Source organism: Nocardia sp. NPDC052566, assembly GCF_044547285.1.
Classification (GTDB): domain Bacteria; phylum Actinomycetota; class Actinomycetes; order Mycobacteriales; family Mycobacteriaceae; genus Nocardia.
Genome location: NZ_JBIUAF010000006.1, coordinates 531,025 through 552,069 on the forward strand (window position 1 = coordinate 531,025; position 21,045 = coordinate 552,069).

The window sequence follows — 21,045 nt, forward strand, 5'->3', positions numbered from 1 at the left end:
GCGGGGACCCGCGCCCTACTCCGGGGCGTCCGCGACCGCGGCGGTGTAGCGGCGGGCCAGGGTGCGGAGGTGGGCGACGAGTTCCGGCGGTTCGTCGACGCGGAAGTCCATCATCAGCATGCTCAGGTAGATGGCGATGGTTTCCAGTGCGTCCGCGCCGGTCAGCAGGATGCAGGAGTGCGCGTCCACCGCCTCGACCACGCCGACGGCGGGGTTGATGCGGGCGATCACCGTTTCGGCGGGGGCGTGCACGGTGACGCGTGCCCGCACCTTCCATCCCGTGGTGGCGATGTGCCGCATGACGAAGGCGACCAGGTCGTCGTCGGGCAGTGCGCGGGCGGCGAAGCGGCGATCGCCGAGCTCGGCCCGGCGCACCCTGGCGACGGGAATCGCCCGCCACGCATGGGTTTCCAGGTCGTAGGCGACCAGATACCAGCGGCGCTGCCAGTTGATCAGCCGGTACGGCTCGAACGGCGCTGTGCCGGTGAAGGTCTCGTCGGTATCGGTATCGGTATCGGTATCGGTATCGGTGGCGAGCGCGAGTTCGACGGTCGCGCCGTCGCGGATACCGCCGGCCAGCGTGGTCAGCACCGCGGCGGGAACCGGCGCGTCGGGCTCGCGTGACCCGGTGGTGGCCGGGCCGATGGCGGTCGCGTTGCGCAGCGCGGTCACCTTGCGCTGCAACCGTTTCGGCAGGATCTGATCCAGTTTCGCCAGCGCCCGGGTGACGTTCTCGCCGATATCGGCGATGCCGGTGGCGCCGTCCTCGGCCAGCCCCACCGCGACGGCGACGGCCACCGCTTCGTCGTCGTCCAGCAGCAGCGGCGGCATGGTGCTGCCGCGCCCGAGCCGGTAGCCGCCGATCGCACCGCGCTCGGCCTGCACCGGATAACCGAGTTCGCGCAGCCGCTGGATGTCGTTGCGCAACGTGCGATCGGTGATGCCGAGGCGCTGCGCGAGCTCGCGTCCGGTGTGCGCGCGGTCCTGCAGCAGCGCGAGCAAGCGCAGCACCCGCAGTGTGGTCGGCGTCACATTTTCCTCCGAAATTATTAGGAACGAAACCAGCCTAATGCCCGCATAGGCTCATGTCAGAAGCAAGAAAGACCGAAACGAAAGGCTCCATCATGAACGTCACCGCCGCCGCAACCGCGACACTCGCCCCCGTCTGGCGCGATGTGCTCGCCGCCTCCTACCGCGCGCTGGCGGACGTCTCCGCCGAACTCACCACCGAGCAGCTCGAACTGCCCACCCCGTGCTCGGAATGGACTGTGGCGCAGGTGCTTCAGCACGCCGCAGGCGATCAGCTCGCCTTCGCGAAGTTCCTCGGCATCGGCGTCGGCCCCGCGTACAACCCTTTCGAGCCGTCCGGCGCCATCGACGGCACCCCGAAGGTGCTGGTGGACAACGCGATCGAGCAGACCGCCGCCGCTTGGGCCACCGTCGCCGACGGCACCGAAACCGTCCCGGTCCCGCTGCCGCACGGCACCCTTCCGACTCCGGTCGCCGCCGTGATGTGCGCGCTGGACGCGGCGGTACACGCCTGGGATATCGCCGTCGCCACCGGCCGGCCCTCCCCGCTGACCGACGAACTGTCCGCACACCTGCTCACCGCCGCCCGCACCGCGGCACCCGCCCCCGGTACCGGCGTCGAGGCGGAGATCGTCGAGCCGCTGCGCCAGTGGGGCGCCTACGCCCCGATCGTCGCCGCCGAATCCGGCGATACCGCCACCGCCGACCTGCTCCGCTACCTCGGCCGCACCCCGCGCGCCTGACCGCGACGGCTCGTTCACCACGTTCCGGTGAGCGAGCCGTTGTGCGTCGCGGGGGAACCGGCGGGTGTTCCCGTTCGTCTACATTGATCAAGGGATGGGGAGCCGGTAGATCGGGGAGGGTATGTCGCAGCGACAGACGACGTCGGATCGGAGGAACGAGCGCCCGAGGCGCCGGTGGCGCTGGATCGCCGCGGTGCTCGTGGTCGCCGCGCTGGCGGCCGGCGGATTCGCCGGGGTCCGATGGTGGCAGGACAGTCGGCATCCACCCGCGATCGCGGGGGAGCGCAAGACGGAGTTTCCCGCCATCGACCGTTCGGGGCTCGACCAGGCGCAGGCGCGGATCGTCGCGGTGGCGAAGCAGGAATTCGAGCGGCCCGGCGCGGGCACGAAATACTCCGAGGGCATCGACGAACAGTGGTGCGCCGACTTTGTCAGCTGGGTGCTGCGGGAGGCGGGCGTACCGCTGGCCAACCCGAATTCGGGGTCGTGGCGAATTCCGGGCGTCTACACGCTGACCGAGTACTACCAGAGCAAGGATCGGTTCAGCCCGCGCGATTCCGGTTACCGGCCGCGCACCGGCGATGTGCTGCTCTACGACCAGGCAAGCCCGTTCCATCAGCACACGAATATCGTGCTCACCTCGGCGAACGGCGTGGTGACCACGATCGGCGGCAACGAATTCGGCGCCGTCGCAATACATCGCTGGGCGCTGGCCGATGTGCCGGGCATCGTGGGATTCGGGCGACTCTGAAATCCGTTGCGCCCCAGCCGCCGCGCGCCCGGAGTGTGCGCTGTGGGCGAGTCACGGCCGGACCTCTACCATGGAATACGGCGGTGCCCGGCAGTGCCGTCGCTGGTCCCTGTCCTGCCTCCCCCTCATCGGCAGGACGGGGATCCCGGGTTCGCCGCCCGCCAAGTGAGCCACCGTTCCGCAACGTCGGTCGCGTACCGTGTCGGTGTCCGTTCACAAGGTGAGGGTTTCGGAACATCTCATGCAACCGACCGACGAAACGACCAATGCTCCGGCGTGGATCGACTATGCCGATTTCGGGGAGCGCTTCGTCACCCACGCCGTGACGAAGGAGCGCATCGAGGCCGCCGTCGCCGGTATGGCGGGCCGCGGCCTGACCATCGGGCCGTTCAAGATCGGGCCCGCGGGCCTGGCCGGCTTCGTCGCCGAGGGCAAGATCGGCGACCCCCATGTGATCCGCAGCGGCCCGCACGTGACCTTCGAGGTCACCGTCCCGGTCTCGCTGTCGGTGAAGGTGACCCTCGGCGGCAGGAAACTGCGGCTGGAGGCGCGCGTCGAGATCGATATGACCATGCACGCGCGCACCGCCGACCCGCTGCTCATCGTCATCGACATCCCGCCGATCACCGCCCGCGACGTCAGCTTCGTATTGCGCGCCCAGGCGATCGACTCGGCCTGGGAGTGGATCCTCGATCCGATCGCGGGGCTGGTCCAGCGTGAGGTCGCCAGCCGGGTCAACGGCATGCTCGCCGATCCGCAGGTGCGGCGCAGCCGGGTCTTCGATGTCGAGGCCATGGTGGCGGGCGTGAAGTCGGAGCACCGCACCAAAGCGAAGTTCGATTGGATCGGCTACGACGAATTCGGCCGCCGCTTCTTCGAGCGCGTCGTGACCAGGGACCGTGTCTTCCATGTGGTGGAGCGGATGGCGGGCCGCCCGATCGAGGTCGGGCCGCTGCGCACCGGTCCGCGCAAGTCGGCGACGGTGACCGTGCGCGGCGCCGTACGGGTGCCGCAGCTCGCCGACCGGCTCACCGCTGAGCTGCCGCCCGCGGATTCGGACGAGCTACGCGCGTTCGATCTGACACTGCCGGTGAGCCTCGACATCACCGTCGACGTGCTGAAGGCGAACCGGTACAAGGCCGATGTCGAGGTGCCGCTCGTGCTCACCGCGCGGGCCGCCGATCCGCTGCTGCTGGTGATCGATGTGCCACCGCCCGCGCCGGACGACATCAGGATGGAATTCAAGGCGCACGGCATGCGCGCGGCCACCCTCGGCGCGCTGGCAGGCATCAAGAAACAGGTGGTCGCGCAGGTCGCCGGTGTCATCCGCAAGGAGCTCGCCGACAGCTCGGGCCGCACCATCGACGTAGCGGCCCGGATCGACGGATCGGCCTGATCCGACGGCACCGCTCGATCTACCACGCTGTCATATCCGACGGCTCGCGATCGAGCATCGACGGCTGCTGATACCTCCTGTTGCCACTGTGGCGAGCGTGTCTCATGGGTCTAGCGGTTCCTATGTGAATGTGGTGAAATGAGTACACGTTCGAGGCTCCCGGCGCGCAAGTAAAGGTTTGGGGAAGGTGCGCCGGGCACGCTGTCCAAGGTCGGGCTTGCGCGAAGGAGTCTTGTCATGCGTTCTTTCTCTGCCCGAATGGGCGCTGTCGGCTCTGCCGTCCGCAGCCTGCGCACGGCCGGAGCGAAGGCGGAGGTACGCCTATCCCGCCGGGATCTGTTCGGCTATGCCGCCGCCGCTGCGGCCGTCGGGATGACCGCCGCCGCACCCGCCGCGCGCGCCACCGGAACCTTCGGCACGCTCGTCGATTACGCGGGCGGCGTCCCGTCGGCGGGCTCGATCCGCGATGCCGGTCATATCGGCGTGATCCGCTACGTCTCGGACCGGCGCCCCGGCGCGGAATGGATGACGGGCAAACCGCTGCTCGCGCGCGAGGTCGACCAGTTGCACGCCGCGGGCCTGCACATCGTGTCCAACTACCAGTTCGGCAAGGGCCAGACCGCGGACTGGCGCGGCGGGCTGGAGGCGGGCAGGCGGCACGCCGAACGCGGCCTCGCCCTGCACCGCGCCGCGGGCGGGCCGGACGGTGTGCCGATCTACGCCTCCATCGACGACAACCCGAACGCCGCCGACTTCGCCTCGATGATCGCGCCCTATCTGCTCGGCTGGCACGACGTGATGGGTAAAGAGAATGTCGGCATCTACGCGAACTCGCCGACCATCGACTGGGCCATCGCCGCCGGCCTGGGTTCCTGGTATTGGCAACACAATTGGGGCACGCCCAAGGGCTTCGTGCACTCCGCGGCGCACCTGCACCAGTTCGAGATCGACAAGAGCGAGCTGGACGGTATCAGCGTCGACCTCAACAGCGTCCTGCGGCCCGATTTCGGGCAGTGGTGAGTCGCTAGGTCTGGCTGTGGCTGACCGGCGCGATGCGCAGGTCGGGCTCGTCGTCGGGCACCACCCGCAGCGTCGGGCGCGAGTCCGGCGCCTCGTGGTCACCGAGCCAGGACAGCAGCGACCAGCGTGACAGCCCGGAGAAGGCCGAGCCGAGGCTGGCGAAGGAGAACGACGAGATCGCCGAGCCGAACGAACCGACCGAGCCGACCGACAGCACCGAACCGACGCTGCCGATGGACAGGATCGAATACGCCGACCCGATCGACAGGATCGAGCCCTCCGACCGGAAGGAGAGGATCGAGCGGTGCGAGCGCCTACTCCGAATGGAATGCCCGGGCCGCGCCGAACTTTCGATAGTCGCCATGATTAGTGGTCTACCACAGTCGCGACGAAGTATGCGTGCGCACAGCTGTAGGTCTACGGTTCCGTGACAACGGATTTCATGCCGGAAACGCCGAAGGGCGGCAACCCCCGTGTGGAGTTGCCGCCCTTCGCGTGAATTACTAACCCACGGTGAAGAATCCGAGCGTCGGCAGGAACGAGCAGGTCCGCGGTTCCGCGTCGGCGGCCTTGGTGGTCAGCGAACCGGCGACCAGCGCGACGATCCGGCCAGGGCCGGTGTCGACAATGGCCGACAGGGTGGCCGGGCCATCCGGGTTGATCTTGGCCGCGTCGGTCAGCGGCACGATGCCGGTGGCCCTGGTGTCCAGGTTCAGCCACTGCACGGTCATCGGCGGGTTCTGCACCTCGGTGGGCGATTTGGTGCCGAGCGCGGTGAAGACGAAGCCGGCCTGGCCCGCCTTCGGTCCGGGCGGCGGCAGCTGCGCCGGGCCGGGCACGGCGAGCGCGGTGCCGACGGAATCGGCGGTCGGGCCGATGCAGCCCTTGCCGATGGTCGGGTAGAGGAACTGCGCGATGACCGGGCCGTCCTTGGGCGGCAGCTCCGGGCCGCCACCGCCGCTGCCGTCGAGGAAGGTGATGATCTTTTCCAGCGTGGCCTTGATCTGCGGCGGCAGGTTCAGCGTGGCGAGCAGTACGCGCGCCTGGTCGAGGATGGCCGACTGCGGGCCCGCGATCTGATCGGCGGGGCCGGCGATCGAGCCGACGATGGCAGGGGCGAGGGCGGCGATGGCATCGATCGGGACGCCTTCGGGCACCATCGGGACGGTATTGGGGACCGCCGCGGGCGCGGGAGCTGCGGGGGCCGCGAATGCTGTCGTGGGCGCGACGAGCGTGGCGCTCGCCGTCATGGCGAGCACGGACAATGCGATCCGCGATCCTCGGGTGCGAAGCACTGGTCTAGCCGTCCTTACCTTCGGGTACATCTGGGCCAACGGGTGAAAACCCATCGTTTCGGGGTCACTCTAAGGACATCTCTGCCCTGTTGTACAGCTCACCCTCTCGGGTACTGCGTCCGTGGACGATCAGTGTTATCAGAAGGTAGCGCCACGCGGTGTTACAGAAGTGAAAGGTGATGCAAATGTTATCAGTGATTCGCGGGAATGGCGGTAGCTTTCCGCGCTGCGGTTAATCTAGTCAAAGCATTCACCGCCGCGTCGCCGAACCCCGTACTCCACGGGTACCGAGGCCGACGACCCGACTGGAAAGCGCGCGACTTGAACCATCAGAGCACTCGCACGGACGCAGGTCCGGCGGCGGTGCACCTCCGATGGGCGGTGCTGGCGCTCGTGCTGTCGGTGGTGGCCCGGCTGCTGTGGATGCTGTGCTCCAAGAACGGCATGAACCTGGTCGATCTGCATGTCTACGTGGACGGTTCGGCCTCGCTGCTCACCGATCGGCTCTACGACTTCACCTATGCGGAGAAGACCCCCGACTTCCCGCTGCCGTTCACCTATCCGCCGTTCGCGGCGCTGGTCTTCTTCCCGCTGCACTATCTGCCGTTCACGGTGATCGCGATCGGCTGGCTGCTCGCCATCGTCGCGGCGCTCTACGGCATCGTGCGGATCGCGTTCGAGCTCATCCTCGGCGAAGACCTCGCGGGCACGCCGGGCTGGCATGTCGCCTCGGTCGCCTGGACGGCGCTCGGTCTGTGGCTGGAGCCGGTGCGGACCACCATCGATTACGGCCAGGTCAACGTCTTCCTGGTGTTCGGTGCGATGCTCGCGGTGCGCAGCGCGCGGTGGTGGGTGTCCGGTTCGCTGGTCGGCATCATCGCGGGCATCAAACTGACCCCGGCGATCAGCGGCCTGTACTTCGTTGCGCGGCGGCGCTGGCTGACGGTGGTGTGGTCGGCGGTGATGTTCGGCGCGACGGTCGGCGTCAGCTTCCTGCTGCGGCCCGCCGAGGCCCGCCGCTACTTCGGCACGCTGATCGGCGACGCCGATCGAATCGGGCCGGTCGGTTCGGTGTGGAATCAGTCACTGCGTGGCACGCTCAGCCGGATACTCGGCAGCGACGTGCAATCCGGCCCGATCTGGATGGTCGCGGTGCTGATCGCCGCGGTGCTCGTGCTGCTGGCCTGGCGCACGCTCGGTCCCGCCGACCGGATGGGCACGCTGCTCATGGTTCAGCTGTTCGGGCTGCTGGTTTCGCCGATTTCCTGGTCGCACCATTGGGTTTGGCTGCTACCCATGGTGTTGTGGCTGCTTTACGGGCCGATGCGTGACGCGCGCGGCGCCAAGATCATCGCGGGGTACTGGCTGGTGACCACGCTGATCGGCGTGCCGTGGGTGCTGTCGTTCTTCCAGCCGGACATCTGGACCATTCCGCGTCCCGCGGTGCTGGCCTGGCTCGGCGCGGTCGACGTGATCGGCGTGCTCATGCTGCTCGGCTGGCTGATCTGGCAGGGCCGAGCAGTGTTGCGCGCGGACCTGATCGGTCTGCGCGCTCGACTGCGTCTGTTGTTCGGACGGGTGGAAACCGAGGCGAGTTCGCTCAGCTAGTACTGCGCGAGCTCAGCTAGTACTGCGCCAGCTTGTCGATCTGCCGCGCGATGCCGACATCCAGTGCGGTCAGCCCGCCGGAGTCATGCGTGGACAGCGTGAAAGTGATTTTGCGCCAACGGATATCGATATCCGGATGATGATTCGCGGCCTCGGCCGCCTCGGCGACCGCGCGGACCAATTCGATGCCGTCGAGAAAGGTCGGCGCTTGGACGGTGCGGGAGATGGTGTCGCCGGAGCGGGTCCAGGTGGGCAGTTCGGTCAACGCTTCGGCGAGTTCGGATTCGGACAGCAACGGGGCGTTCATACCCCGGTTGTACTCCTGGTGCTCAGGCCGCGCGTGCTTTCTTCAGACCCTTCTTCAGGTCCTTGCCGCAGACGCCCGCGGCTTCCAGGCGTTTCATCCGCATGATCACCACAGGGCACTTCAGGCAGCGCGTCTTCTTGCGACAGCACTTCTTCTTCGGTTTCAGGCTCGAAACCTTTTTCGCCTTGACTTTGCCCATGGTTGGTAAGCATATCCTTACTAGAGCGCTGTCATTACAGGTGGCTGGGTACCGGTAGGGTATAGACGGCCGCAGAGCCCGGTGTGGCTGATTGTCCACCTGTTTGCAGGGCCGCGGTACTTACAAGCACAGGAGGATTGAAGCGTGTCTTCTGCACGCAGTTTTCGTAATGTCGCCATTGTCGCCCATGTCGACCACGGCAAGACGACGCTGGTCGACGCGATGCTGCGCCAGTCCGGCGCGTTTGCCGAGCGCGCCGAACTCGTCGACCGGGTCATGGACTCGGGCGATCTCGAGCGCGAAAAAGGCATCACGATTCTCGCCAAGAACACCGCCGTGCACCGCCATCACGCCGATGGTTCGGTCACTGTGATCAACGTCATCGACACGCCTGGTCACGCCGATTTCGGTGGTGAGGTCGAGCGCGGCCTGTCCATGGTCGACGGTGTCGTGCTGCTGGTCGACGCGTCCGAGGGACCGCTGCCGCAGACCCGCTTCGTGCTGCGCAAGGCGCTTGCCGCCTCGCTGCCGGTGATCCTGGTGGTCAACAAGACCGACCGTCCCGACGCGCGCATCGAAGAGGTCGTCGAGGAGAGCCACGACCTGCTGCTCGACCTGGCCTCCGACCTGGACGACGCCGCCGCCGAGGCCGCCGAGCTAGCGCTGGACCTGCCGGTCCTCTATGCCTCCGGCCGTGAGGGCAAGGCCTCCAAGGAACGCCCGGAGAACGGTCACGCGCCGGATGCCGAGAACCTGGATGCCCTGTTCGACGTGCTGATGGAGAACATCCCGGCGCCCAAGGGTGATCCGACCGCGCCGCTGCAGGCGCACGTCACCAACCTCGACGCCTCGGCCTTCCTCGGCCGCCTCGCGCTGGTCCGCATCCACAACGGTGAACTGCGCAAGGGCCAGAACGTCGCGTGGATGCACGCCGACGGCGTCAAGCAGGTCAAGATCACCGAACTGCTGCAGACCATCGGCGTCGAGCGCCAGCCCGGCGAGGTCGCCGTGGCCGGTGACATCGTCGCGATCGCGGGCATCCCGGAGATCATGATCGGCGATACGCTCGCCGATCCGGACAACCCGGTCGCGCTGCCGCGCATCACCGTCGACGAGCCCGCGATCTCGGTCACCATCGGCACCAACACCTCGCCGCTGGTCGGCCGGGTGCAGGGCCACAAGCTGACCGCGCGCATGGTGAAGTCGCGCCTGGATCAGGAACTGGTCGGCAACGTGTCGCTGCGCGTGCTCGACATCGGCCGTCCCGACGCCTGGGAGGTGCAGGGCCGCGGTGAGCTGGCGCTGGCCATCCTGGTCGAGCAGATGCGCCGCGAGGGCTTCGAGCTGACCGTCGGCAAGCCGCAGGTGGTCACCAAGAACGTCGACGGCAAGGTGCACGAGCCCTTCGAAGAGCTCACCATCGACTGCCCGGACGAGTACCTCGGCGCGATCACGCAGCTGCTCGCCGCGCGCAAGGGCAAGATGGTCCAGATGAACAACCACGCCGCCGGCTGGGTGCGGATGGAGTTCATCGTTCCCTCGCGCGGCCTGATCGGCTTCCGCACCGACTTCCTCACCGAAACCCGCGGCACCGGCATCGCCAACGCCGTCTCGCACGGCTACGCGCCGTGGGCGGGCGAGATCCGTGCCCGCCACACCGGTTCGCTGGTCTCCGACCGCGCGGGCTCGGTGACGCCGTTCGCGATGATCCAGCTGGCCGACCGCGGCCAGTTCTTCGTCGAGCCGGGCGCGGACACCTACGAGGGCATGGTCGTCGGCATCAACCCGCGCGCCGAGGATCTCGACATCAACGTCACCCGCGAGAAGAAGCTGACCAACATGCGCAGCTCGACCGCCGACGTGATGGAGACGCTGGCCAAGCCGCTGCAGCTCGATCTCGAAGCGGCGATGGAGTTCTGCGCCGGTGACGAGTGCGTCGAGGTGACGCCGGAGGTGGTCCGGGTGCGCAAGGTGATCCTCGGCGCGACCGAGCGCGGCCGCGAGCTGTCTCGGCGCAAGGCGCGCGACCGGGCTGCGCTGTAGTCCGAATGCGGCTGCACGGCGCACGCTGTGTTGGATGGCGCATGAGCGGGCCCTGCGTGGTGACGCAAGCTGCCTCCTCCGGGCTTGACCGCTCATGCGCGGTAGGCTTCGCAGCGTGGTGAGCTCGGGGAACCGCGCGAGGTGGCGCGCGATGCTTGTTGTCGTGGCGGCATCGATGTCGGTGCTCGCCGGCTGCACCGCGAATCCGCCGCCGCCGATCGAGAGCACGGACAGCCCGAAGACGACACCGGCCAAGCCGGGAAAGAACACCGTCGTGGTGGCCATCGACGACATCGGGATCGGATTCAATCCGCATCTGCGTTCCGATCAGTCGGCGGCCACCGCCGCGGTGGCGTCGATGGTGCTGCCGAGCCCGTTCCGGCCGGTGCCGAGTCCGACGGTGCCCGGCGCCACCGACTGGGTACCGGATACGGCGCTGATGGTTTCGGCCGATGTCACCGCGCAGGAGCCGTTCACCATCACCTACACGCTGCGCAATCAGGCCAACTGGTCCGACGGCGCGCCGATCGCCGCGGAGGACTTCCGGTTCCTGTGGCAGCAGATGACCACCCAGCCGGGTGTGGTGGATCCCGCTGGGTACCGCCACATTTCGGATGTCGGATCCTCCGGCGGCGGTAAGACGGTCACGGTCACCATGACCGAGCCGTATCCGGCGTGGCGCGAGCTGTTCACGAATCTGCTGCCCTCACACCTGGTGAAGGATTCGCCCGGCGGTTTCGCGCGCGGGCTGATCGAGAAGATCCCGGTGTCCGGCGGCAACTTCGACATCAAATCGGTCGACCGCGGCCGCGACGAGATCCTGCTGGAACGCAACGACCGCTACTGGGGCACCCCGGCCGCACCGGATCAGATCCTGTTGCGCCGCGGCGGAACTCCGGCGCAGCTCGCCGACTCGCTGCGCACCGGTGACACCCAGATGGCGCTGGTACACGGCGGCGTCGCGACCCAGGCGCAGCTGGCGGCGATACCGTCGGTGCGGACAGCGATCATGCCGCAGTCACGCGAGCTGCAATTCGTATTGAACGGGCGCACAGGCGATCTCAGCGATGCGAGGGTGCGCCGCGCGGTGCTCGCGCTGCTCGATCCCGCACTGCTCGCCACCGTCGGCGCGCAGACCGGCGGCTGGGTCGAGCCGGTGCGCGCGCAGGTGCTCGCGCCCTCGGATCCCGGTTACGCACCGACGGCACCGCCGCGTCCGCCCGCCGAGGAGGCGTTCGCACTGCTCGGTGAGGCCGGGTTCGGTCGCGCACCGGAGCCGCCGCCGGTCACCTCGCCGACCTCGCCCGCGCCGCGGCCGCGACCGGTCGCGAAAAACGGTAAGTCCCTTGTCATCCGGATCGGCGCGGTGATCGGTGACAACACCTCGCTCGCCGTCGCCAATACCGCGGCGGACCAATTGCGCAGTGCCGGAATAGATGCCAGCGTGCGCAGCGTCGCCGCGGACGAGCTGTACGGCAAGGAACTCGCCGACGCCGGTATCGATGCGATCGTCGGCTGGGAGGTCGCCGGCTCGGACCCGGCCACCGAGCTGGCCTCTCGCTACGGCTGCCCGCCGGTGGAGACCCCGGTGCGCGACGGGACGACGCAACCGGCCGTGGAGGCGGCAAAACGTGCGCCCAGCAACATCTCTGGCGTGTGCGATCCGACGTTGCAGCCCGCGATCGATGAGGCGCTGCGCGGCATCGAGGTCGGGCGCACGCTCGCCGAGGCGGAGCCGAAGCTGTGGGCACTGGCGACGGTGCTGCCGATCGTGCAGGACAACGTCGTCGCGGCGTCGGGGCCGCGGGTGGACGGCGCCGCGCTGCGGGGAGCCATCCAGGTCGGCATCTTCGGTGACGCGGCCATGTGGCGCAGGATCCCGTGACGGCCGCCTCGGATACGCACGGCATCGTGCTGGTGCACGCCCACCCGGACGACGAATCCATCACCACCGGCGGCACCATCGCGCACTATCGCCGGCTCGGCGTGCCGGTCACCGTGGTCACCTGCACACTCGGTGAAGAGGGCGAGGTGATCGGCGACGAGTGGTCCCGGCTGACCGCCGCGCACGCCGATCAGCTCGGCGGCTACCGCGTGCTGGAGTTGACCAGGGCGCTCGCCGCTTTGGATGCCGCGCCACCGCGCTTCCTCGGCGGCGCGGGCCGCTGGCGCGATTCCGGTATGGCGGGCACACCGTCCGCCGCGAACCCGCGCGCCTTCGTCAACTCCGGTGATACCGCGGTGGACGCACTCGTCGAGGTGCTGTTAGAGCTGCGGCCCCGGGTGGTGATCGGCTACGACCCGCGCGGCGGCTACGGCCATCCCGACCACATCCGTGCGCACGAGGTGGCGACGGCCGCGGTCGAGGCGGCGGCCGAAAGAGGTTGGGACATACCGAAGTTCTATTGGACGGTGACCGACGCCGACATGCTGCGCCTGCACACCGCCGCGCTGGCGCGGCGCACGGTGGACAGCCTGCCCGGTGCACTGCCGCGCGGCTGGCGGCTGCCCGCCGAGGGCGAGCTGGCCAGTGTGCCGAGCCACACGGTGACCACCACCATCGACGTGTCCGACGGGCTGGCCGCCAAGCGGGCGGCGCTGCGGGCACACGCCACACAGGTGACGGTGGCGCCGTCGGGGCGGGAATTCGCGCTGTCCAACAACGTGGCGCAGCCGGTGCTGCCGGAGGAGCACTACGTGCTGGTGCGCGGCGTGCGCGGACCGTCGGGCCCCGATGGCCGCGAGCACGATCTGCTCGCCGGTCTCGCCGGTTCCTGAGCGGCGCATTAGCATTGCCTGAGGGTTGCTGTCGTGTCGATTTTTCGCGACCTGTACCGTGCATTCATCCCAGGACATCGATGTGAAGGGCGTAGCGGTTCATGACGGCGGTCGGCGACAGGTCTCACCTCAGTATTGAGGACCACGGATATCACAAGAGCCTGAAGCCACGTCAATTACAGATGATCGCGATCGGCGGCGCCATCGGCACCGGCCTCTTCCTCGGCGCGGGCGGCCGACTCCATAGCGCAGGACCTGGCCTTTTTCTGGTCTACGCGGTCTGCGGCATCTTCGTCTTCCTGATCCTGCGCGCGCTCGGCGAGCTGGTGCTGCACCGGCCTTCTTCGGGCTCGTTCGTCTCCTACGCCCGTGAGTTCTTCGGTGAGAAGGCCGCTTTCGTCGCTGGCTGGATGTACTTCCTCAACTGGTCGATGACCGGCATCGCCGACACCACGGCTATCGCCCAGTATTTCCACTACTGGGCCGGTTTCTCGCATATCCCGCAGTGGCTGCTCGCGCTGATCGCGCTCATCATCGTGCTCAGCGTGAACCTGGTATCGGTGAAGTGGTTCGGCGAGATGGAATTCTGGGCCGCGCTGGTGAAGGTGACCGCGCTGTGCGCCTTCCTGGTCATCGGCACCGTCTTCCTGCTCGGCCGGTTCACCGTGCAGGGCGCGCAGACCGGGCCCAGCGTCATCACCGATAACGGCGGGCTGTTCCCGACCGGGATCCTGCCGCTGGTTGTCGTCACCTCCGGTGTCGTGTTCGCCTACGCGGCCGTCGAACTGGTCGGCACCGCGGCGGGCGAGACGGAGAATCCGGCCAAGATCATGCCGCGCGCCATCAACTCGGTGATCGCCCGCATCGCGCTGTTCTATGTCGGCTCGCTGGTGCTGCTCGGCCTGCTGCTGCCCTACACCAGCTACAAGTCCGGTGAGAGCCCGTTCGTCACCTTCTTCGGCGCGCTCGGCGTGCCGGGCATCGGCAGCGTCATGAACATCGTCGTGCTCACCGCGGCCTTCTCCAGCCTCAACGCGGGCCTGTACTCGACCGGTCGCATCCTGCGCTCGATGTCGATGAACGGCAGCGCGCCCAAGTTCACCGGTGTCATGGGCAAGAACGGCGTGCCCTACGGCGGCATCCTGCTCACCAGCCTGATCGCGCTCTTCGGTATCGGGCTCAACGGCGTGGTGCCGGAGCGTGCCTTCGAGATCGTGCTGAACATGGCCTCGCTCGGCATCGTCGCCTCATGGGCCACCATCGTGCTGTGCCAGCTGCAGCTGTGGCGCTGGTGGAAGCAGGGCAAGCTGAAGCGCCCCGATTTCCGGATGTTCGGTGCGCCCTACACCGGGCTGCTGACGCTGGTGTTCCTATTCTTCGTGGTCGTCCTCACCGGGTTCGACTATCCGGTCGGCACCTGGACGGTGGCCTCGCTGGTCATCATCATCCCGATGCTGATCGTCGGCTGGTTCGCCGCGCGCAAGCGGGTGTTCGCGATCGCCGAGCAGCGCCTCGGCTACACCGGTGAGTTCCCGGTGGTCGCCAACCTCCCGGTCGACGGGGAGAAGTGATCATGCGCGCCCCGCTGGCCGAATCGGCGGAATAGACTCGATCCGTGTACAACTGGTCGGTCCAAGACGCCATCGTGGCCTTCGTCGAGAGCATGAAGCCCAACTGGCCCGCGCAGCACGACCTGTACATGTCGGTGCTGTACGCGTTCGTCGACATGCAGAGCCACCTGCTGACCCTCCTCGGCTACCCGCCGGTGCCGTGACGGCCGTCGACGATCCGACGGGCAACGCGCCCGCGGCCCTGGCCCGCGACCAATTCCGCGCCGGCGCGTTCGCGGCCCTCGGCCCGATCATCATGGTGCTGCTGGTGGTCGACGCGGTGATCACCCTCGCGCTCGAGGTGCTGTTCCTGCCGCTCTACCTCGGCACGCTGGCCTTCCCGGTCAGCGCGCTGCTCGCGGGCGTGATCAACGTGCTGCTGCTCCTCGGCATGCGCTCGCTGACCGACCGGTTGCCGGTGCTGTTCCTGCCCTTGGGCGTATGGGCTTTCGGCTTCCTGTTCTGCCTCACCACCGGCCCCGGCGGCGACGTCATGCTCGGCAGCGATTGGCGCACACTGCTTCTGCTCGTCTGTGGCCTCCTCGCACCCCTGGCGTTCGTCTACGCGCGGATCAACGCGGCGCCGCGGCGCGGTCGCTAACCGATGGCGAAGGCGTGGACGTTGTTCGCCCATAACGTGATTTCCCGGCTGGTGTGGAAATACAGGTAGAACGGGCCCTGATGGGTCTTGCTCGTCAGCTCGACCGTGTTGCCGGCACGGGTCCGGTCCCGGTCGATGAGATTGGGATCGGGTTCGGGTGACCAGTTCTGGTCGCGGTACTGCCAGCGGGTGGTGCGCTCGACCTGCTGGGTGGTGCCGCCGCCGCGCCATGTGTCGAGGGTGATGGTCAATTCGTCACGCTGCCAACGGATTCGGGTGGGGATGGCGCAGTCGTCGACCTTCGGCGCCGTGGTGCGGTAGGTGCCCGCGGCGAGGTCGAGGAGGGCGGCGGTGGTTCGGACGCACGGGTTGCTGTCGGCGCCGCCGCTGGGGTCGGCGAACACCACGGCCTGGGTGCCGTCCGGGTTGAACATCGCCCGCTGGGTGAAGCCGTTCACCCCGGCCAGGCGGCCATAGTTCCGTGTGCTGCCGTCCTGCTCGATCGTGAACAGGTCGTTGGTCACCGTGCGAGCGGGATAGTCGGCGAAGGTGCGGCTCAACAGGAGCCGGTCACCGCGGCTGGCGAGCAGCCAGACGGTGGTGCGGCCGATACCGCCGGGTGGCCTGCCCGGTCGCATCCCCGGCGGGAGTGTCCGCCACTCCTCGGGACGGCGTTCGGGCGAGAAAAGATCTACTCGGGTAATGGTTTCGGCGTCGGCGCCGTGCCACACCAGCCTGGCGCCCGTGCTCGGCAGGATGGTGCCGCAAGCGCCGCAGGCAATCCTGATCGTCTCGTCGGGCCGGTCCAGCCGCACCGCCGCCAGGGTGGTCGTGCCGTCCGGTTGTGCTTCGCGCCAGTAGACGAATTCGTGATCGGTGGTGAAGCCGAGATCGGAGGCGGCGGTGAATGTGCCCGGCACGGTAACCAGAAGGTGTGCGCCTTCTCGTACCTTCAGTTCGTCGTCGGTGATGTAGGCGTAGAGGTCGGGACGGCGCAGTGGCGGCAGCGGTTCGGGAGCGACCGTGCTCGGTGCCGGGCTCGGCAGTGGGAGCGTCTGCGGCTCCGGCTTACTCGCGCAACCGAGTACGCCGCACAGCGCGGCTGCCATTGCGATCGCGGCGGCGAACCGTCGTTTCATCACTGCCCCCCGAGTAGATACCGATCGGTGTTCAACATCTCGGTATCGCCGAAGTCGTTGCGCGCGAAACGTATTCGGTTCGTTGAGCGAACCGTACCGGTCAGTCCAGCCGAATCGGGAGGGTGGCGACGATGGCGTCGGTGCGTGCGCGCAGCGCCGCCGTGAGCACCGGGCCGCGTGGGTTGTGCAGCGGTCGTTGCCACCAGTGGGCGGCCTCGACATGGGCCAGCAGCACGGTGACGTGGCGGTCCTTGACGGTCTGGGCGCGGACATAGCCGACCAGGGTGGCGACCAGGCTGCGGTGCGGGCACGGCAGTACCTTCAGCCGGACGCCCGGATCCCATTCCTTCCATTGGTCGCTCAGGCGTTTGACCGCGTCCGGATCTATTTCCGCGGCGACGGCGACGATTTCGCCGCGCATCCGCAGCGCCGCCTGCAGGGCACGCGCGGTGACCTCGCTCATCGCGACCACCGGAACCACCACCAGCGCTTGGGTATCCGACAATTGGCGTGGCCGCGGCGGGATCTCGCCGAGACGCAGTTGCTCGGCCACGCCGCGGTAGTACCTCTCGGTGCGCGCGAAATCGACGACCAGTGCCGGGACGATGATCAGCAGTAGCCAGGCGCCCTCGGTGAACTTCTCCGCGAGCAGCACCACACCGGCGACGCAGGTGAGCACCGCGCCGAAACCGTTGAGCGCGGCGCGCGGGAACCATCCGGTGCCGCGTTCGCGATACCAGTGCAGCACAAGGCCGGTTTGGCTGATGGTGAAGCCGATGAAGACGCCGATCGCGAAAACCGGCAGCAGCCGGTGGGTTTCGGCGCCGACGACGGTCAGTACCAGTCCGGCGAGCCCCGCCAGCGCGCCGACGCCGTAGCGGAACACCGGCCGCTCCGAGCGCAGTGCGAACAGTGACGGCACCCTGCGGTCCTTGGCCAGCAGCGAAAGCAATACGGGCAGGCCGCCGAAACTGGTGTTGGCGGCGAGCACGAGCACCAGGGTCACCGCGAGATTGGTGAGATAGAACAGCCACCCGGTGCCGAAGGCCGCGGCCGACAGCTGGGCCAGGATGGTCACATCACCGCGCGGCACCACGTGATGTTCGCGGATCAACCAGGCCAGGCCGAGCAGCATGGCGCCGAGTAGCGCGCCGAGTGCCACCTCGGTGTGCTGTGCGCGGCGCACCGCGGGGGTGCGAAACGCGGGCACCGCGTTGGCGATCGCCTCGACACCGGTCAGCGAGGAGCAACCCGCCGCGAAGGCCTTGAGCAGCAGCACGATTCCGATCGCCTCGATCGGATCGAGCGGCCCGAGGTCGGTGCCGATCTCGGCCAGCGGCGTCGGCCGCAGCAATCCGGTGACGATCACCGCGACGATGACGACGATGAACAGCATCGTCGGCCCCATCAGCACTTTCGCCGATTCCGCCACCCCGATCAGATTGATCACGGTCAGCACCGCAAGCCCGGTCAGCGTGACCGCCAGCAAATGATCAGCCAGCGCCGGAAACGCGCTCGCCACACTGGCCGCCCCGGCCGCGAGGCTCACCGCAACGGTCAGCACATAGTCGACCACCAGACTGGCCGCCGCCACCAGGCTCGCCCACCGCCCGAGATGCCTCTTCGCCACCGCATACGCCCCACCCCCATCCGGATGCACCGCGATCACCTGACGATACGAGAGCACCAGTACCAGCAACAGCGTGGCGATCGCGACCGCGACCGGCAGCGTCCACGAAACCGCCGCGGCACCACCCGCGACGAGCACCAGCACGATCGCCTCGGGTCCATACGCCACGCTCGACAGCGCATCCAGCGACAACGCCGCCAACCCGCCAACGGCGGTCAGCCGGTACTTATCCCCCCGCTGCATCCGCCGCACCCGGCGATCGGCAACCGCCGGTAATCCATCGGGGCCCGAAGCCGCTGTCTCGACCACTCGCCCATTCAACGCCCTTGCTCATTAGCAACCTTTGAGCGACACCCGACGATCCGGTGTCTCCGGTGACCCGTCGCGGTAGTGCGCGCTCAGCCCGGCTGCTCTCCGAACGCGTTCTGCAGTGTTTGCCGCCCTCGAGATCACCTGAGAGTCGAGATCACCTGAGAGTCGGAGCGCCGTGGCCCATGTCGCACAGCACCGTTCTATCCGGTTGTCGGCGCACGCCGAGGCAATGATCGCGCGACGTGCTGCGGGAAATGCCTACTGAGACAACGGATGATCCGGATCGCCGCGAGCGCACCGGCCCACGGCATCCCGACCGTCACGCGGGACGCCGACTACGATCCGAGGCCCGGTGTCAGCGGGCGCCGAGGCGGCCGGGGGTGACGGTCTCTATGAGTGCCCAAGCTTGATCGATCGGGATGTCGATGACGAGGTAACGGCGTTTGCCCGCGGCGGTGGCGGCGACCACGGTGGCGATGCCCGCGCGGCGCTGGAAGAAGGTTTGGCGGACGGTCCAGCCGATGATGCCGGGGGATTCGAGGCAGTCGCGGTCGCGGTCGAGGGAGCCGGATCGGGTGACCAGCCAGGTGGGGTCGGTGGCCGTGGCGGGGAGTACGGCGTGGCCGAGGCCGCGGTAGCGGTCCTCCGCGAGGGCGATGGCGAGGGGGACGAGCAGGGCGGGCAGCAGCAACCACCACGGTGAGAAGTTCACGCCCGCAAGGAGACCGGCGATCAGCAGGATAGCCAGCGCGAATACCGGAACCAGGGTGCGGATGTACCTGCGTCGCCGGGCGACCGGTCCGTGCTGGATGAGCGGAACCACGCCTGGCGCTGCTTGTGCTGTGCCGCTGTGCTTTGCGATGTCGACGCCGGGATTTCGGACCGCGTCGGGGTGCTGGGTTCCGTTGGGCGCCAACAGGTGTGCCAGCGTGTGATCGACGGCGGCGCGCGGCGCCTGGGGCAGGATCTTCACGCGCGGCTTCTCGCCGGTCATGATCGCTTCGAGTTCGGCGGCGCCCGCCAGGCGCAGCAGCAGCGGTTCGTTCACGGTCGCGCCGCGGAAACGCTTGAGGTCCATGGTGATCTGGCGTTTGGTGAACAGGCCGTGGCGCAGGTGCAGTGTTGTGCCGTCGTCGATGACGCGCAGGCCGTAATACGTCGCGAGATAGCGCAGGCACGAGGCCAGGCTGACGATCAGCACCAGCGCGACGAGCAGCGCGCCGATCACGCCGGCGATGAACAGCGCGCTGCCGTTCTCGACGCTGTGCACCGCGTCGGACCGGAAGATCACCTCGCCGAGCCCGAATTGGAAGGCGAGGCCGACGATCGGCGCGAAGATCGCGAAACCGGTCAGCGACAGCGGCGCGTAGCGCACCCACTCCTGTCGCCAATGCCCGATTTCCCGCCCACGCGCCGCGGACGCGTCGGGTGTGGCATTGGAAATCGCCTGTCCGGCAACGCCTTCGGTGACAGCGGTATGTGCGAGCAGCTCCCCGCGTAACTGCGGCACCAGCCGGGCGTCGAGCGCGTCCAGCTTGAACTTGTCGCCCTTGTCCGCCTGCTGCCCGGTACCGATGGCGAGCACGGCGAGCCCGAGCACCCGGTGTAGCAGATCCGCTTCGATATCCACCGAGCGGATCCGCGAGCGCGGCACCGCGAGCCGCTTGCGCTGGATCAGCCCGGTGCGCAGTTCGACATGCGTGGGCCCGACCCGATAGGTGGTGGTGAACCACCTGCTCAGCGCGAACCCCACGATCAGCACCAGCGGGATGAGGCTCCACATCGGATTCTCCGCGCGGGCGCCGACGATGACCGATCCGATCAGCACCGGGATATAGCGCACCACCTCGGTGACCGGATGTACCAACAGCATTCGCGGGTCGAGGCGCAGCCACGGCTGGCCGGTCTCCGGTACGGCGGCGGGATCGGTCTCGGTCATGTCGCGTCACCGCGGTGCCTGGCGGCGATCTCGGTCAGCCGGGTGACGGTCTGCTCGGCGACCGGTAGGTCCAGCGCCGAGATCTGCACCGCGCCCGCCGACGACGCGGTCGTCACGGTCACCGTCGCCAGCCCGAGCAGCCGCTCCAGCGGCCCGCGTTCGGTGTCGACGGTCTGCACCCGCGAGATCGGCGCCACCCTGCTCTCCTGGGTGATCCAGCCGACGCGGGTGTACACCGCCTCGTCGGTGATCTCCCAGCGGTGCACCGCGAAGCGCCACCACGGCACCACCGCGATATTGAGCACGGCGAGCACCAGGGTGACCACGACCACCGCGAGCTGCGCGCCGCGATGGCCGGAGTCGACCACCACCCAGACGATTTCGGCGACGAACGGGACAACCCAGGACAGCGCCGCCTGCAGGGTCCACAACAGTTTCGCCTTGGGGCTTGGACGCCAGGCCGGATCGGCCATGATCGTGCGCGGCTGCGACATGCTGCCATGGTTCCACGAACTCGCGTGATCGGGTGGTGTGCCGTGCGCGGCGACCGATCCGGATCGGAATAGAGTGGCGCGGCCCGCGGTTGTCCCCACTCACAACCACTGGAGGGAGACAGTTCGGGATGGGTAGCGCATGATCGAAGGT

The 21,045-nt window shown here is 68.1% G+C and carries 20 protein-coding genes; 11 read left to right on the forward strand and 9 right to left on the reverse strand.

All coding sequences use genetic code 11. The annotated features are described in order from the left end of the window. Positions 1-15 precede the first annotated feature (15 nt). A complete protein-coding gene (locus ACIG5A_RS32335; RefSeq protein WP_397247035.1) occupies positions 16-1,032 on the reverse strand; it encodes a helix-turn-helix transcriptional regulator in 1,017 nt (338 codons plus the stop codon). A gap of 92 nt (positions 1,033-1,124) precedes the next feature. Here ACIG5A_RS32335 and ACIG5A_RS32340 point away from each other — a divergent pair, with 92 nt between their 5' ends. The 4 genes from ACIG5A_RS32340 (at position 1,125) to ACIG5A_RS32355 (ending at position 4,939) form a co-directional block, all read left to right on the forward strand. Beyond that, positions 1,125-1,772, forward strand: a complete 648-nt coding sequence (locus ACIG5A_RS32340; RefSeq protein WP_397247038.1) for a TIGR03086 family metal-binding protein — start codon at positions 1,125-1,127, stop codon at positions 1,770-1,772. Between the two features lie 121 nt (positions 1,773-1,893). Next, the gene (locus tag ACIG5A_RS32345; protein WP_397247040.1) at positions 1,894-2,523 is read left to right on the forward strand and encodes a CHAP domain-containing protein; all 630 of its coding nucleotides are present in this window, start codon (positions 1,894-1,896) and stop codon (positions 2,521-2,523) included. A gap of 241 nt (positions 2,524-2,764) precedes the next feature. Next, on the forward strand, positions 2,765-3,919 hold the full coding sequence (locus tag ACIG5A_RS32350) for a hypothetical protein (protein ID WP_397247043.1): 1,155 nt from the start codon (positions 2,765-2,767) through the stop codon (positions 3,917-3,919). Between the two features lie 258 nt (positions 3,920-4,177). Further along, positions 4,178-4,939 (forward strand): DUF1906 domain-containing protein, encoded by a 762-nt coding sequence (locus ACIG5A_RS32355; protein ID WP_397247981.1) that lies wholly within the window; start codon positions 4,178-4,180, stop codon positions 4,937-4,939. 4 nt (positions 4,940-4,943) lie between these two features. On the opposite strand, the gene ACIG5A_RS32360 is transcribed toward ACIG5A_RS32355, so the two are convergent. Together ACIG5A_RS32360 and ACIG5A_RS32365 are read right to left on the reverse strand one after the other, a co-directional pair. Further along, positions 4,944-5,303, reverse strand: a complete 360-nt coding sequence (locus ACIG5A_RS32360) for a hypothetical protein (RefSeq protein ID WP_397247045.1) — start codon at positions 5,301-5,303, stop codon at positions 4,944-4,946. Between the two features lie 139 nt (positions 5,304-5,442). Then, positions 5,443-6,189 carry a hypothetical protein gene (locus tag ACIG5A_RS32365; protein ID WP_397247983.1) on the reverse strand — a complete coding sequence of 249 codons (747 nt, stop codon included), beginning with the start codon at positions 6,187-6,189 and terminating at the stop codon, positions 5,443-5,445. A gap of 408 nt (positions 6,190-6,597) precedes the next feature. Here ACIG5A_RS32365 and ACIG5A_RS32370 point away from each other — a divergent pair, with 408 nt between their 5' ends. Next, positions 6,598-7,842, forward strand: a complete 1,245-nt coding sequence (locus ACIG5A_RS32370; RefSeq protein WP_397247047.1) for a mannosyltransferase — start codon at positions 6,598-6,600, stop codon at positions 7,840-7,842. Between the two features lie 16 nt (positions 7,843-7,858). Here the strand turns inward: ACIG5A_RS32370 and ACIG5A_RS32375 are convergent, their stop codons facing one another. Next, positions 7,859-8,149: a 4a-hydroxytetrahydrobiopterin dehydratase gene (locus ACIG5A_RS32375; RefSeq protein ID WP_397247049.1), complete on the reverse strand. Its 291-nt coding sequence runs from the start codon at positions 8,147-8,149 to the stop codon at positions 7,859-7,861. Positions 8,150-8,171: 22 nt separating this feature from the next. Continuing rightward, positions 8,172-8,348, reverse strand: a complete 177-nt coding sequence (locus ACIG5A_RS32380) for a hypothetical protein (protein ID WP_397247051.1) — start codon at positions 8,346-8,348, stop codon at positions 8,172-8,174. A gap of 144 nt (positions 8,349-8,492) precedes the next feature. Between ACIG5A_RS32380 and typA the strand changes: the two genes are divergently transcribed. The 6 genes from typA to ACIG5A_RS32410 all read left to right on the forward strand — a co-directional run bounded on the left by typA (position 8,493) and on the right by ACIG5A_RS32410 (position 15,380). Continuing rightward, entirely contained in the window at positions 8,493-10,391 is a 1,899-nt protein-coding gene (typA, locus tag ACIG5A_RS32385) for a translational GTPase TypA (protein WP_397247053.1), read from the forward strand. Positions 10,392-10,542: 151 nt separating this feature from the next. Continuing rightward, a complete protein-coding gene (locus ACIG5A_RS32390; protein ID WP_397247055.1) occupies positions 10,543-12,276 on the forward strand; it encodes an ABC transporter family substrate-binding protein in 1,734 nt (577 codons plus the stop codon). Further along, positions 12,273-13,169, forward strand: coding sequence for an N-acetyl-1-D-myo-inositol-2-amino-2-deoxy-alpha-D-glucopyranoside deacetylase (gene mshB / locus ACIG5A_RS32395; RefSeq protein WP_397247057.1), 897 nt, complete (start codon positions 12,273-12,275; stop codon positions 13,167-13,169). Before ACIG5A_RS32390 ends, mshB begins: the two co-directional genes overlap by 4 nt. Positions 13,170-13,270: 101 nt before the next feature. Beyond that, positions 13,271-14,740, forward strand: a complete 1,470-nt coding sequence (locus ACIG5A_RS32400; protein ID WP_397247059.1) for an amino acid permease — start codon at positions 13,271-13,273, stop codon at positions 14,738-14,740. 44 nt (positions 14,741-14,784) lie between these two features. Next, positions 14,785-14,943, forward strand: a complete 159-nt coding sequence (locus ACIG5A_RS32405) for a hypothetical protein (RefSeq protein WP_397247061.1) — start codon at positions 14,785-14,787, stop codon at positions 14,941-14,943. Further along, positions 14,940-15,380: a hypothetical protein gene (locus tag ACIG5A_RS32410; RefSeq protein ID WP_397247064.1), complete on the forward strand. Its 441-nt coding sequence runs from the start codon at positions 14,940-14,942 to the stop codon at positions 15,378-15,380. Before ACIG5A_RS32405 ends, ACIG5A_RS32410 begins: the two co-directional genes overlap by 4 nt. On the opposite strand, the gene ACIG5A_RS32415 is transcribed toward ACIG5A_RS32410, so the two are convergent. From ACIG5A_RS32415 to ACIG5A_RS32430, 4 genes are all read right to left on the reverse strand, one after another. Further along, positions 15,377-16,519 carry a hypothetical protein gene (locus ACIG5A_RS32415; RefSeq protein WP_397247066.1) on the reverse strand — a complete coding sequence of 381 codons (1,143 nt, stop codon included), beginning with the start codon at positions 16,517-16,519 and terminating at the stop codon, positions 15,377-15,379. The two genes, ACIG5A_RS32410 and ACIG5A_RS32415, sit on opposite strands and share 4 nt — an antisense overlap. Positions 16,520-16,619: 100 nt before the next feature. After that, complete coding sequence (locus tag ACIG5A_RS32420; protein WP_397247069.1) at positions 16,620-18,392, reverse strand: APC family permease; 1,773 nt, start codon at positions 18,390-18,392, stop codon at positions 16,620-16,622. 424 nt (positions 18,393-18,816) lie between these two features. Further along, positions 18,817-20,400: a PH domain-containing protein gene (locus tag ACIG5A_RS32425; protein WP_397247071.1), complete on the reverse strand. Its 1,584-nt coding sequence runs from the start codon at positions 20,398-20,400 to the stop codon at positions 18,817-18,819. Beyond that, positions 20,397-20,894: a PH domain-containing protein gene (locus tag ACIG5A_RS32430; protein WP_397247073.1), complete on the reverse strand. Its 498-nt coding sequence runs from the start codon at positions 20,892-20,894 to the stop codon at positions 20,397-20,399. Before ACIG5A_RS32430 ends, ACIG5A_RS32425 begins: the two co-directional genes overlap by 4 nt. Positions 20,895-21,045 lie beyond the last annotated feature (151 nt).

Coding starts and splice junctions, on each gene's coding strand:
- ACIG5A_RS32380 (WP_397247051.1), bottom strand. CDS start 8,348: ATGGGCAAAGTCAAGGCGAAAAAGGTTTCGAGCCTGAAACCGAAGAAG.
- ACIG5A_RS32350 (WP_397247043.1), top strand. CDS start 2,765: ATGCAACCGACCGACGAAACGACCAATGCTCCGGCGTGGATCGACTAT.
- ACIG5A_RS32430 (WP_397247073.1), bottom strand. CDS start 20,894: ATGTCGCAGCCGCGCACGATCATGGCCGATCCGGCCTGGCGTCCAAGC.
- ACIG5A_RS32375 (WP_397247049.1), bottom strand. CDS start 8,149: ATGAACGCCCCGTTGCTGTCCGAATCCGAACTCGCCGAAGCGTTGACC.
- ACIG5A_RS32425 (WP_397247071.1), bottom strand. CDS start 20,400: ATGACCGAGACCGATCCCGCCGCCGTACCGGAGACCGGCCAGCCGTGG.
- ACIG5A_RS32420 (WP_397247069.1), bottom strand. CDS start 18,392: ATGCAGCGGGGGGATAAGTACCGGCTGACCGCCGTTGGCGGGTTGGCG.
- ACIG5A_RS32360 (WP_397247045.1), bottom strand. CDS start 5,303: ATGGCGACTATCGAAAGTTCGGCGCGGCCCGGGCATTCCATTCGGAGT.
- ACIG5A_RS32365 (WP_397247983.1), bottom strand. CDS start 6,189: ATGACGGCGAGCGCCACGCTCGTCGCGCCCACGACAGCATTCGCGGCC.
- ACIG5A_RS32345 (WP_397247040.1), top strand. CDS start 1,894: ATGTCGCAGCGACAGACGACGTCGGATCGGAGGAACGAGCGCCCGAGG.
- ACIG5A_RS32390 (WP_397247055.1), top strand. CDS start 10,543: ATGCTTGTTGTCGTGGCGGCATCGATGTCGGTGCTCGCCGGCTGCACC.
- ACIG5A_RS32400 (WP_397247059.1), top strand. CDS start 13,271: ATGACGGCGGTCGGCGACAGGTCTCACCTCAGTATTGAGGACCACGGA.
- ACIG5A_RS32340 (WP_397247038.1), top strand. CDS start 1,125: ATGAACGTCACCGCCGCCGCAACCGCGACACTCGCCCCCGTCTGGCGC.
- ACIG5A_RS32355 (WP_397247981.1), top strand. CDS start 4,178: ATGGGCGCTGTCGGCTCTGCCGTCCGCAGCCTGCGCACGGCCGGAGCG.
- ACIG5A_RS32415 (WP_397247066.1), bottom strand. CDS start 16,519: ATGAAACGACGGTTCGCCGCCGCGATCGCAATGGCAGCCGCGCTGTGC.